General features: G+C 31.2%; 12 protein-coding genes. All 12 read left to right on the top strand.

All coding sequences use genetic code 11. The features are described 5' to 3' along the window. The first annotated feature begins 70 nt into the window (after nt 1-70). The 12 genes from BN349_RS06285 (at nt 71) to BN349_RS06340 (ending at nt 12,629) form a co-directional block, all read left to right on the top strand. The gene (locus BN349_RS06285; RefSeq protein ID WP_019241433.1) at nt 71-466 is read left to right on the top strand and encodes a sugar 3,4-ketoisomerase; all 396 of its coding nucleotides are present in this window, start codon (nt 71-73) and stop codon (nt 464-466) included. Between the two features lie 82 nt (nt 467-548). Further along, on the top strand, nt 549-1,691 hold the full coding sequence (locus BN349_RS06290; protein WP_425457743.1) for a DegT/DnrJ/EryC1/StrS family aminotransferase: 1,143 nt from the start codon (nt 549-551) through the stop codon (nt 1,689-1,691). 90 nt (nt 1,692-1,781) lie between these two features. Then, on the top strand, nt 1,782-2,672 hold the full coding sequence (gene rfbA / locus BN349_RS06295) for a glucose-1-phosphate thymidylyltransferase RfbA (protein WP_019241435.1): 891 nt from the start codon (nt 1,782-1,784) through the stop codon (nt 2,670-2,672). Between the two features lie 18 nt (nt 2,673-2,690). Then, nucleotides 2,691-3,728, top strand: a complete 1,038-nt coding sequence (gene rfbB, locus BN349_RS23465) for a dTDP-glucose 4,6-dehydratase (RefSeq protein WP_019241436.1) — start codon at nt 2,691-2,693, stop codon at nt 3,726-3,728. Between the two features lie 187 nt (nt 3,729-3,915). Further along, a complete protein-coding gene (locus BN349_RS06305) occupies nt 3,916-5,463 on the top strand; it encodes a lipopolysaccharide biosynthesis protein (protein ID WP_019241437.1) in 1,548 nt (515 codons plus the stop codon). A gap of 30 nt (nt 5,464-5,493) precedes the next feature. Next, a complete protein-coding gene (locus BN349_RS06310; protein ID WP_019241438.1) occupies nt 5,494-6,246 on the top strand; it encodes a 3-deoxy-manno-octulosonate cytidylyltransferase in 753 nt (250 codons plus the stop codon). Next, on the top strand, nt 6,239-7,855 hold the full coding sequence (locus tag BN349_RS06315) for an aldolase catalytic domain-containing protein (protein WP_019241439.1): 1,617 nt from the start codon (nt 6,239-6,241) through the stop codon (nt 7,853-7,855). The genes BN349_RS06310 and BN349_RS06315 overlap by 8 nt, the downstream gene beginning before the upstream one ends. Nucleotides 7,856-7,870: 15 nt before the next feature. Then, nucleotides 7,871-8,524, top strand: coding sequence for an HAD hydrolase-like protein (locus BN349_RS23470; RefSeq protein ID WP_019241440.1), 654 nt, complete (start codon nt 7,871-7,873; stop codon nt 8,522-8,524). A 350-nt stretch (nt 8,525-8,874) separates the two neighbouring features. Continuing rightward, nucleotides 8,875-9,438 (top strand): D-sedoheptulose 7-phosphate isomerase, encoded by a 564-nt coding sequence (locus BN349_RS06325; protein ID WP_019241441.1) that lies wholly within the window; start codon nt 8,875-8,877, stop codon nt 9,436-9,438. Between the two features lies 1 nt (nt 9,439). Further along, entirely contained in the window at nt 9,440-10,924 is a 1,485-nt protein-coding gene (rfaE1, locus tag BN349_RS06330) for a D-glycero-beta-D-manno-heptose-7-phosphate kinase (RefSeq protein ID WP_019241442.1), read from the top strand. 32 nt (nt 10,925-10,956) lie between these two features. Beyond that, nucleotides 10,957-12,099 (top strand): glycosyltransferase family 9 protein, encoded by a 1,143-nt coding sequence (locus tag BN349_RS06335; RefSeq protein WP_148335293.1) that lies wholly within the window; start codon nt 10,957-10,959, stop codon nt 12,097-12,099. Next, a complete protein-coding gene (locus BN349_RS06340) occupies nt 12,096-12,629 on the top strand; it encodes a D-glycero-alpha-D-manno-heptose-1,7-bisphosphate 7-phosphatase (RefSeq protein ID WP_019241444.1) in 534 nt (177 codons plus the stop codon). Before BN349_RS06335 ends, BN349_RS06340 begins: the two co-directional genes overlap by 4 nt. Nucleotides 12,630-12,670: the final 41 nt, after the last annotated feature.

The raw sequence follows: 12,670 nt of genomic DNA on the forward strand, positions 1-12,670 counted from the left end.
ACTCCACTACATTTTTAAAATATGGCTTTTTGTTTTTAACTAAAATTCTCTAAAAGGATTGATTTTTACAATGAACGATTTTTTATTAGACTTTCCGACTATTAGTGATCAGAGAGGCTCTTTAGTCGCCCTTGAACAGTTTAAAAATATCCCCTTTGAGATTAAGCGAGTTTATTATATACATGGAACAAAGCAGAAAGAAGCAAGAGGTTTTCATGCACATTTAGAATTACAGCAGGTGCTTATTTGTGTAAGTGGATCTTGTAAGGTAATCAAGGATGACGGAAAAGAAAGAAAAGAATATACATTAAATAAACCAAATCAAGGTTTATTTGTTGATAGATATATTTGGCGGGAAATGTTTGATTTTTCCGATGATTGTGTTTTGTTAGTTTTAGCAAGTGAATATTATGATGAAAACGATTATATCAGAAGTTATGAGGATTTTCTTAAAGTTATAAAGTAGTAAATGACTTGAGTTTTAAGGGAATTAAATTTCAAAATGTGGATAGCGATAAAGCATGTAATTAAGGGATTATAAGAAAGAGGTGGGGAAATTGATAAAGTTCTTAGATCTTGAAGCAATTAATAATAGACATCAATCGGATATACAAGAAAGTTTTCAGAGGGTTCTTCAGAATTCAAGATATATTTTGGGAGAAGAAGTAACTAAGTTTGAACTTGAATTCTCTAAATATTGTAATACGAACCATTGTATTGGGGTAGGAAATGGACTTGATGCTTTATCCTTAATATTAAAAGCTTATGATATTAAGGAAGGTGATGAAGTAATTGTTCCTGCTCATACATATATCGCAACAATATTAGCTATAACATCAACAGGTGCCACACCAATATTAATTGAACCGGATATCAATACGTTAAATATTGATTTAAGCTTAATTGAGAGGCATATTAATGAAAATACAAAGGCAATTATGGTAGTACATTTGTATGGCAGGGTAGTTGAAATTGACAAACTTATTTCATTAGCAAAAAAGCACAATATTAAAATAATTGAAGATGCTGCTCAGTCTCACGGGGCTGAATTACATGGTAGAAAAGCTGGTAGTTTAGGTGATGCGGCTGCGTTCAGTTTTTATCCTGGAAAAAATTTAGGAGCTCTAGGTGACGGTGGAGCTGTTACTACAAATGACGATGATCTAGCAAATAGAATAAAAGCTCTTAGAAATTATGGTAGTTTTAAAAAATATAAAAACATTTTCAAAGGAGTTAACAGTAGGCTGGATGAAATTCAAGCTAGTTTTCTTAGAATAAAGTTACCTTTGTTAGAAAGAGATAATGAAAGAAGGAGAGAAATAGCTAGATTTTATTGTGACAATATAAAAAATCTACACATTACTCTTCCTCAAATGCCAAATGAGGAGAGTAATCACGTTTGGCATTTATTCGTAGTTAGAGTTAAAAATCGGAGTGATTTTATGGAATATTTGTTATCAAATGGAATCGAAACTCTAGTACATTATCCAATACCAGTTCATAAACAAAATGCTTATGAAGAATTAAATGAGTTGTCTTATCCAATTTCAGAGTTAATTTCAAGAGAAGTGGTAAGTTTACCTATTTCGCCTGTTTTAAGTAATGAGGAATTAAAGCACATAGTATTTATAGTGAATAACTATAATCAGCAAAATTCTATTGTTTATGATAATGAATTTATTTCTACATAATTGAATTTATATAGGATTAAGTTTATTTGAATAAATAATGCTTTATAAGTTTCTTAGGTTAATGAAATACTTAAAGAAAAAGGTGATTTTTTGAAAGGTATTATTTTAGCAGGTGGTTCCGGTACTCGTCTGTATCCTCTGACGAAAGCTATTTCGAAACAAATCTTACCTATTTATGATAAACCTATGATTTACTATCCCTTATCCGTGTTAATGTTAGCAGGAATAAGAGAGATATTAATTATTTCAACTCCAAGAGATATTACTGTGTTCCACGAGTTATTAGGAGATGGGTGCCATTTAGGTATTAAAATTGAATATGCTGTACAAGATCAACCGAAAGGTCTGGCTGAAGCATTTATGATTGGTGAAGCGTTTATAGGTAATTCTCCTGTTGCTTTAGTATTAGGTGATAACATTTTTTATGGGTCAGATTTTGGAAATCGCGTACAGGAAGCCGCCTCTTTAGTGAAAGGAGGCATTATTTTTGGCTGTTTTGTAAAAGATCCAAAGGCTTATGGTGTTATTGAAGTAGATGAAAATGAAAATCCTATTTCAATTGAAGAAAAACCTGAAAATCCAAAGTCGAAATTTGCAGTACCAGGGTTATATTTCTTTGATAACTCTGTAGTTCAGACAGCCAAAGAGGTTAAGCCTTCTGCGAGAGGTGAACTTGAAATCACCTCTATTATCGACCAATATCTTTCAAGGGGAGAATTAGCAGTAAAACTATTAGGTAGAGGAATAGCATGGCTTGATACAGGAACAAATGAGTCTTTATTGGAAGCCTCAAATTTTGTTGAAGCTATTCAAAAACGTCAAGGTTTATATATTGCTTGTATAGAAGAAATTGCTTTTAGGCGAGGATACATTACAAGAATGCAACTATTAGAACTAGCACGGCCATTAATGAAAACAGATTATGGAAAATATTTAATGGATATAGCAGATGAAAAAGTTCCATTACTGTTTTCTATGTGAAGTTTTGGGAGGAACAATATGAATATTTTAGTGACAGGTGGAGCAGGGTTTATTGGATCGAATTTTATTAAACATATGTTAGGAAATCATAATTATAAAATTATTAACTTAGATTTATTAACGTATGCTGGAAATTTAAGTAATTTGTATGAAGTAGAGGACCATTCTCATTATCGATTTGTGAAAGGAAATATATGCGATCGTGACCTTGTAGATGAATTATTTATCAAATATGAAATAAACGTCGTCATTAATTTTGCAGCTGAATCACATGTTGATCGAAGTATTGATTCTCCGGAAATCTTTTTGAAAACAAATGTTTTAGGTACTCAGGTATTATTGGATGCAGCAAAAAAGCATTGGAAAAATTATGGGTCTTTAAAACAAAGTGGAGAATTTAAAGGTGGAGTAAAATTTATACAAATTTCTACTGATGAAGTTTATGGAACTTTAGGAAAAGAGGGCTACTTTACAGAAAAAACAAATTTAGAACCAAATAGTCCTTATTCAGTATCAAAAGCAGCAGCAGATATGATGGTTAGGGCTTATTATCAAACGTATGGATTACCAATGATTATTACAAGATGTTCCAATAATTACGGTCCTTATCAATTTCCAGAGAAACTTATTCCGTTGATGATTAACAACGCTCTTCATGACATACCACTTCCTGTTTATGGAGATGGTAGACAAATACGTGATTGGCTTCATGTTTATGATCATTGTAGGGCGATTGATACTGTTATTCATAAAGGAAAAGCTGGTGAAATATATAACATTGGTGGAAATAATGAATTGGAGAATATTGAAGTAGTAAAACTGATACTTCGAAAAATAGGTAAAACAGAGACATTAATTCAATATGTGGCAGATCGCTTAGGTCATGATAGACGATATGCCATTGATCAACGTAAAATAACAACAGAATTGGGATGGTCGCCCATCTATTCATTTGAGGATGGGATAATGCAGACGATTAATTGGTATATGGATAATCAATCGTGGTTGGAAAATAAAAATCCTTTTAAAAGATCATATATAGCAAATCCTTCTTAGTAGTAGAGTTTTGCCAAACTGATTTTGATATCCGCAGTGAAGCGAAAATGAAACGGGAAGGTAAGGGAAAAGGTAAGATTGCCATTATTACAGAGATATTAGGTAAAGAAGCATAATACGTTGTCGTAATGTTTTCAAACGAACGATATATTACTCGTAATGAATTACGAGCTAAGAAGGTATATTTATGGTAAATAAAAAGCAGCTTAGTATAAATTTATTAGCCAATATAATGTCTTTTTCTATTGGCATTGGTGTAAGTTTTATACTTACACCATTTTTAATTAAACATATAGGGAAAGAAGCTTATGGTTTTTTTCCTTTGGCTAATAATTTTGTTACTTATATCAACGTAATTGTACTTGCATTAAATTCAATGGCAGCAAGGTTTATTATGTTAGAAGTAATGAAAAAGGATTATGCACAAGCTAACGTATATTTTAATTCAGTTTTGTATTCAAATGTTATTTTGGTAACGGTACTAGCTATTCCACTCTGTATAATCATATTTTTTATTGATCGTTTTTTAGACGTACCAGAATATCTGCACAGTGAAATTCAATTTCTTTTTAGTCTGATTTTTTTAACCTTTTTGATTTCTGTGTTAGGTTCAGTATTTAATGTGGCAACAATAGCCATGAATAGAATCGATTTACGATCCTATCAGGATATTATTCAAAGCGGTTTAAAAGCTGCTTTATTTCTCATTTTATTTACGCTTTTTACTCCATCTATATTTTACGTTGGGATTGTTAGTCTAAGTGTATGTCTTATTGGAACATGTATGGCAATTTATCTAACAAAACGCCTATTGCCAAAGTTATCAATCTCATTTTCTTACTTTAAAATGAAAGCGGTAATGGAACTACTGAGTTCAGGTTTATGGGTTTCGATTAATCAATTAAGTGTCATCTTACTAACTGGTTTAGATCTTTTATTAGCCAATATGTTTTTTGGAGCTGCTGTAGCAGGCGAATATTCTATAGCTCAGACTGTACCAATGTTTTTGGTGTTTTTGATTTCGATGCTGGTTGGGGTATTTGTTCCACCTTTAGCATCTCGATATGCTGAAAATGATATTGATGGTTTAGTACGTGAAGTTCATTTTTCCAGTAAAGTATTAAGTTTATTAATTAGTGTACCAATCTCTGGTTTTATTGTCTTTGGTGATGAATTTTATCGTCTATGGGTGCCAGGAGAAAATGCCGATTATTTACATTTGTTATCAGTTATTATGATGGGACCATATTTAATTAATGGATCTATTAATATACTATTCAATGTGAATACGATTTTAAACAAAGTAAAGCTACCTTCCATTATGTTACTTGTTTCGGGAGGATTGAATGTAGCTTTACTTTTTATATTACTAAATTTTACTGATCTTGGTCTGATAGCTATTCCAATATCAAGTTCAATAATAAGTGTAATACGTAATATTATTTTTACTCCTATCTACCCAGCTATATGCCTAGGAATCAAGTGGAATACTTTTTATAGTTTACTATTACGAAATATTATAACAACGATAATAATAGTGTGTTTATATAGTTTGATTAAAAGCGTTATATCATTTGACCAATGGTTAGAGTTCGCTCTTACTGTGATTGCATGTGGAATACTTGGTTATATTACTAGTCTTTCTACGACTTTAAATAAAAATGACTTTAACAAGTTTAAAAAGCTTGTTGAAACAAAGCTACTGAGAAAAAAGAATCTACAACAAACAAATTAAATGAATTGAAGGATATTAGGAGGTTTTTAAATGAAAATAATAGGTGTCATTCCAGCCAGATATAATTCTTCAAGATTCCCCGGCAAACCACTTGCAGATATTTGTGGTAAGCCTATGATTTGGTGGGTTTATAATAAACTAAAAAGAGTTTCAGAATTGGATGACGTTTTCGTTGCTACGGATGATATTAGAATTAAAAATGTCTGTGATGAATATAAAATGAAAACGGTAATGACATCAACTAGTCACAAAACTCATTTGGATAGACTATTTGAAGTATCTACCATGGTAAAAGCGGATTTTTATATTAATGTGAATGGTGATGAGCCATTAATAGAAGAAGATGCAATAAAAAAAATGATTCCTAAAGATGTTGACCCTAATTCATTGTTTGTTTCAAATCTTATGACTGAACTGAAAAATCCTTTAGAAGCAGTTGATTTTTCCAAGATTAAAATTGCCACGGATGTATATGGATATGCGCTATACATGGCGAGAAGTCCTATCCCATATCCAAAAGGAACGTATAACTTTATCTATAAAAAATTTGTTGGGGTTCAATGCTTTACGAAAAGTGCATTGGAATTTTGTTATAAAGCTGAAAGGGGTCCTTTAGAAGCAGCAGAGGATATAGACGAGTTTAGATTTTTAGAAAATGGACAAAAAATTAAATTTGTTGATGCTTCGGTTACTACGTTATCAGTAGATACTCCAAAGGATTTAGAAACAGTTAAGTCAATTATAAAAAAGAATCTCGAACAGGGAGACTATATTTATGAGTAAAATAATGATTCTTGACTGCACACTTCGTGATGGAGGTTATATTAATGAGTGGTCCTTTGGAAAACGAACGATAAAAAAGGTAATTTCTAAGTTATCAAAATCTAAGGTCGATATTATCGAATGTGGTTTTATAGAAGAGGAAGATTCTGATGAAAATAAAAGCTTATTTAACAGTGTAGAAACAATTAGAGAATATATTGAGCCTAAGAATGAAAACGTCATGTATGTAGGAATGATAGCACAACCATATATTTCTATTGATAAGATTTCTGACTGTGATGGCAAATCAATAGATGGTATACGTGTAACTTTTCATGAAAATGAAATAGATGAAGCGTTGATATACGGCAAACAACTGATGGAAAAGGGATATAAGGTATTTATTCAACCAGTAGGCACAACCAGTTATTCTGATTCTAGTCTATTAACATTAATAGAGAAAGTGAATGATTTGAAACCATATTCTTTTTATTTAGTAGATACACTCGGTATTATGTATAAAAATGATCTACTTAGAATGTTCCATCTTTTAGACAATAATTTGAATGATTCAATAGCTATTGGGTTTCATTCACATAATAATCTTCAATTGTCTTTTTCAAATGCACAGGAACTATTAACTTTGCATACAAGAAGAAGTATTATCATAGATTCATCTGTATTAGGTATGGGGAGAGGAGCTGGAAATCTATGCACAGAGCTGGTCACTCACTATATTAATGAAAATATAGAAGAAAAATATGATACTATACCTTTATTAGAAATAGTTGATGAGGATTTACGAAATATTTTTTCTGAGGCTAAATGGGGTTATTCAATACCATATTATCTCGCGGCTGTTAATGGTTGCCATCCTAATTACGCTTCTTATTTAATCAATAAACAGACTATCACAGTGAAGTCAATAAATACTATTTTAAAGCAAATACCAATAGGAAAAAGAGATCTTTATGATAAAAAATTTATAGAAGATTTATATATAAACTTTCAAAGCCAATTTGTCAATGATTATGATGATCTTGAAGTACTAAGAAATTTGACACATGGAAGGAAAATATTAATTATTGCACCTGGAAAATCAATTGAAATGCAAAAGGAAAAGATTGATGATTTTATTAAAGAACACAATCCTTTTATATTTAGTGTTAATTTTATTCCAACATCATTCATAATTGATGCTGTGTTTATAAGTAATCTAAAACGCTTTAATAGCATATTAGATGTTATGAATGAGAAGTCTGAAAATTCATTCTTGGTAACGACTTCTAATATTGCGACTTCTAAGGAGTATTCATCTGTAATTATAAACTATTCGGATTTATTAACTGGTAATTCGATTATTTCGGATAATGCTGGATTGATGTTATTAAATCTTTTGAATCAGCTATCAGTGAAAAATGTATATTTGGCTGGTTTTGATGGCTTTAGCATAAATAAGACTAGCAATTATTTTTCTAAGGATATGAACTATAATGTGGAGCTTGAAGAACTGGTAAAGAAAAATGTAGCAATAAGTGAACACCTAACATTGATAGAAAAGAAAATGAATATTCAATTTATAACATCAACAGTTTATAACGATATTTTTACAGATACGATAATGAAATAGTAAAATGGAGGATTTATGAAATATTCTACAATAATATTCGATTTAGATGGAACTTTACTTGATACATCACATGGGATAATGTCAGATGCTAGTTATACAGCAAATAAAATGGGGGTTGAAAAATTAACAATTGATCAGCTCAAAAGCTTTATTGGGCCCCCACTATTAGAATCTTTTATTCGGGAATGCGGTTTTTCAAAAGAGGATGCAAGAAAAGCTGTTGAGTTATATCGGGAGAGATACAAAGAAAAAGGATTATATCAGGCAGAGCTTTATCAACAGATTAAAGAGCTACTCATTTTATTAAATGAAAACAATTGTAAAACAGCAATTGCTACTCTTAAGAGAGATGATTTTGCTAAGAAAATGATTACTCATTTTGATTTATCACCCTACTTCAATTCAATTAACGGTATAGATGAGAAAGATACACATAGTAAATTCGATATTATTTTGATGTGTCTTAAAGAGCTGATTCAAGATGATTTATCAGAAGTTGTCATGATAGGTGATAGTATTTATGATGCAAAAGGAGCCGAACAAGCTGGAATAGATTTTATTGCAGTTACGTATGGGTATGGATTTAGAAATAAAGAAGAAGCGAGTCTTGTTAAGAATGTTTATATTGCTGAAAATGTTGATGATGTTATAAGATTTTTGATTCATTGAGTAAAAACAGACTTTAAAAAGGCGTACAGTGACCTTAGCAATAAGGTTATTTTATTTTTACAGACAAAGGATGAAATTTTTCTAAACATGAAATCTTTAAAGAAGAATGTCATGAAATGGATACGCTAATTATTATGGAGACATGTACTTAAGCGTTTAGGTAAGACATAAAAGGAAGGGTTACTCTACATAGGGTAAATTCAAGATACATTACATGAAAATATTGAATGCCACTAAAAAATGCTTCTGGGGGCATTTTTTCATTTGCAAGAAAGGTAGATTATCCTCTTAACATTGATTGAAAAAGACACAAGTGATAACCAATAAATTTTTATTAGGGAGTTAATCATATGACTGTATCTATATTATCGGGTTTACTTGAGCATCAAGAAGTAATTGAAAAAGTAAAAATCCAGTTAATGAATGAAGTAGAATTAATAGGAGACAAATGTAAAAATGCCGTAGAGCGTGGAAATACGATCTTCTTTATGGGGAATGGTGGAAGTGCAGCTGATAGTCAGCATCTAGCAGCTGAGCTAGTGGGTAGATTTTATAAAGAAAGAAAAGGCTTACCATCTATTGCCTTAACAACCGATACATCTATTCTTACAGCTGTTGGAAATGATTATGGATTCGATGAGGTATTTAGTAGACAAGTAGAAGCTTTAGTAAAACCGAATGATATTGTAATTGGTATTACTACTTCAGGAAATAGTTCAAATATTATTAAGGCTATGTATAAAGCTAATGAAATGGGGGCTTTAACCATTGGTTTAACAGGTAAGAAAGGTGGACAGCTAAAAGATATTTGTGATCATTGCTTAATTGTTCCATCAAATAATACTGCTAGAATCCAAGAAGTTCATATTTTAATAGGTCATATTATTTGTGAAATCCTAGATAAGGAGTACTAATATGATTAAAAATGCTCATTCTTTAATTAAGTTATTTAATTCAAAAATTAAAGATTGTAATGTTATTGTCATAGGCGACGTAATGCTTGATAGGTATTACTTTGGTGATATAAAAAGAATTTCTCCTGAAGCACCTATACCAATTATCAATGTAAGAGACGAAATGAAGACACCGGGTGGAGCGGCTAATGTTGCGAATAATCTTGCTCATCTAGGCTGTAAGGTTTCTTTGGTTGGAGCTGTTGGTGATGATTTGGAAAAAAATGAACTAATGGATATGTTGAAATTTGTAAATATAGACTCTTCGGGAATCTTAACAGGGAAGAGTTGTACCACTACTAAAACAAGAGTGATTAGTGGGAATCAGCAAGTTATAAGAATCGATAATGAAGAACAAACAGATATGTCAGAAATGATGTTTAAACAGTTTCAAGAGTGGATTTTGAATGAATTAAAATTTCAATCAATTAATGTAATTATTATTTCTGATTATGAAAAAGGATTTTGTACAAAAGAACTATGCAAATTTGTAATTGAAGAAGCCAATGAGAGAGCTATTCCTATCATTATTGATCCAAAAGGAAATGATTGGAGTAAATATTCAAATGCAACTATGATAACTCCAAACCTCAAAGAACTAAGCAAAATTATTGGAAGAGAACTATTCAATACAAATGAAGTTATACAGCAGTTTGTTCCTGAACTTCGAAAACAGTATAATTTAGATTATTTGTTAGTTACACGGTCTGAAAAAGGAATGACTTTGGTCGGAGAGGAGGAAATCGTTCATATTCCAACTGTAGCAAAAGAAATTTTTGATGTTTCTGGAGCTGGAGATACTGTTATTTCAACAATAGCAGCATTTATTGGAATTGGGGCAAAAATTGATGATGCTGTAAAAGTATCAAATGTAGCCGCAGGTATCGTAGTTGGAAAAGTAGGCACTTATGCTGTAAGAGATTTTGAATTACTTGATAAACTTGAAGAACTAAATGAACATTCACTGAAACTGTCTAGTAAAATTACATCTAAAACAGAGCTAAAACTGTTAATTAATAAATGGAGAACAAATGGTGAAAAGGTTGTTTTTACTAACGGTTGCTTCGATCTCCTTCATATAGGGCATGCTACATATCTAAAAGATGCCAGACAATTAGGAGATAAACTGATTGTTGGACTTAATAGTGATAAATCAGTGAAAAATTTGAAAGGCCCAACTAGACCAATCATAAATGAGAATGATCGAGCAAAAATGTTGTCATTTTTCGAATTTGTGGATGCAGTAATAATATTTGATGAAAACACACCTTTAGATCTAATATCCGAAGTGAAACCAGATATTTTGGTGAAAGGTGGAGATTATAAAGTAAACGAAGTTGTAGGAAGGGAATTTGCGGATAGAGTAGAAATAATCTCTTTCGTAGATGGATATTCTACATCCGGTATTATTAAGAGTATTTCTTATAAAACAAGTCTTAAAGTATGATTGATGTAAATATGAAAATAGGCGGAAGATTTATGGAAGAAAGAGGAAATGCAAAATTAAAATTAATTGATAAATATATCGGGATTCCTATCGTTTTTCTCCTGGGGATGTTAAGGGGAAAAAAAGAAAAAAAAATACTAAACCCCAAAAGTATTATTATCGTGATGATAGCTGCTATTGGAGATACAATATTACTCTCTTCAATCATAAAAGAAATAAAACATCGATATCCCAATAGTAATATTACTATCGTCTGTTCAAATGAAAATGCTCAAGCAGCAAAAAACATACCTTATATAAATAGAATGATAAAGTTTAATATGTCCAGCTTACTAGGAAGTTTTATATTGTTGAGGAAAGAAACTCCCTATGATTTGTTATTGGATTTTGGGGCATGGTCAAGACTAAATGCAATAATATCCTTTGTTATTAAAGCAAATATCAAAGTAGGATTTAAGAGAAAGAAAATGTTTAGACATTATATATACGATCGAACAGCAGAACATTTAGACAGTATACATGAATTAGAAAATTATAGAAATGTATTACGTTCATTGGAATTCAATTTAATAAAAATAAATCCTGAATTTTTGATTAGTAAAGAAAGTAAGGAGAAAATTGGCACTTTACTTGACTCAAAGAATAAATTTATCATTTTTCATTTGTTTGCCTCGGGTTCGCATAAAGAAATCAAACAATGGACTGAGTCATCTTGGATTGAGTTAGCTAATCGCTTAATTCGTGAAGGATACAAAATTATTCTAACTGGTGGTAGACAAGATAGTGAGTTAGCGAATGAAATAGTTCAAAAAATGGATTGTAAAGGTGGTACAGATTGTATTTCTTTAGCTGGTAAACTTAGTTTAGAAGAAACAGCTGCCTTAATAGAAGAAGTCAATATAATTGTCACTGTTAATACAGGGATCATGCATTTGGCTGCAGCTGTCGGTTCTAGTATTATCGCTTTACATGGTCCGACATCACCGTTAAGATGGGGACCAGTATCTGAAAAATCTGTTATTCTAACTCCTCGAATAAAGTGTGATCATTTACTTAGTTTAGGATTTGAAAAACATCGTTGCGTTGTTGAAAATGGCTGTATTTCAACAATCCATGTTAATGATGTTTACAGTGCTCTAAAAAATAAGGAAAATAATCTAAGGCGGTTATCGTGAACAAACCAGCTGTTTTCTTTGATAGAGATGGTGTTTTAAACGAGGATTTAGGATATGTATATAAACGAGAAGATTTTATTTGGATTCCAGGTGCTATTGAAACTATAAAATATTTAAAATGTCAGGGGTATGCTATTTTTGTAGTAACAAATCAATCTGGAATTGCACGAGGTTACTATACTGAAAACGATGTGAAAACATTACACAATCGAATTAATAAAGAACTATTACAAGAGCATGACGTATTTATCGATGCTTTTTTTTATTGTCCACATCACCCTACATATGGAGGAGCTTCTTATCAAAAACAATGTCAATGTCGGAAACCAAGACCTGCCTTACTTATGCAAGCATTTTCTGAGTTTAACATTGACCGTAAAAGGAGTGTTCTTATTGGGGATAAAGATACCGATATAGATGCAGCAGTTGCTGCAGGAATAAAAGGATATAAATTTCAATCGGAAAATTTATTTAGCTTTGTGAAACAAATATTTACTCAGTCTTACAGTTGGAATAATGATACTGACTAGAAAATGTATAAGTAGGAAGGTAAATTATTAAAAAAGGAGTA

It is taken from the genome of Bacillus sp. AP8 (assembly GCF_000321185.1).
In the GTDB taxonomy this organism is placed as follows: Bacteria; Bacillota; Bacilli; order Bacillales; family DSM-1321; genus Bacillus_AD; species Bacillus_AD massilioanorexius.

Excerpts from the sequence above, each read along its gene's own strand:
- rfbB (WP_019241436.1), top strand. The coding sequence starts at position 2,691 with ATGAATATTTTAGTGACAGGTGGAGCAGGGTTTATTGGATCGAATTTT.
- BN349_RS06285 (WP_019241433.1), top strand. The coding sequence starts at position 71 with ATGAACGATTTTTTATTAGACTTTCCGACTATTAGTGATCAGAGAGGC.
- BN349_RS06305 (WP_019241437.1), top strand. The coding sequence starts at position 3,916 with ATGGTAAATAAAAAGCAGCTTAGTATAAATTTATTAGCCAATATAATG.
- BN349_RS06310 (WP_019241438.1), top strand. The coding sequence starts at position 5,494 with ATGAAAATAATAGGTGTCATTCCAGCCAGATATAATTCTTCAAGATTC.
- BN349_RS06335 (WP_148335293.1), top strand. The coding sequence starts at position 10,957 with ATGGAAGAAAGAGGAAATGCAAAATTAAAATTAATTGATAAATATATC.
- BN349_RS06315 (WP_019241439.1), top strand. The coding sequence starts at position 6,239 with ATGAGTAAAATAATGATTCTTGACTGCACACTTCGTGATGGAGGTTAT.
- rfaE1 (WP_019241442.1), top strand. The coding sequence starts at position 9,440 with ATGATTAAAAATGCTCATTCTTTAATTAAGTTATTTAATTCAAAAATT.
- BN349_RS06325 (WP_019241441.1), top strand. The coding sequence starts at position 8,875 with ATGACTGTATCTATATTATCGGGTTTACTTGAGCATCAAGAAGTAATT.
- BN349_RS23470 (WP_019241440.1), top strand. The coding sequence starts at position 7,871 with ATGAAATATTCTACAATAATATTCGATTTAGATGGAACTTTACTTGAT.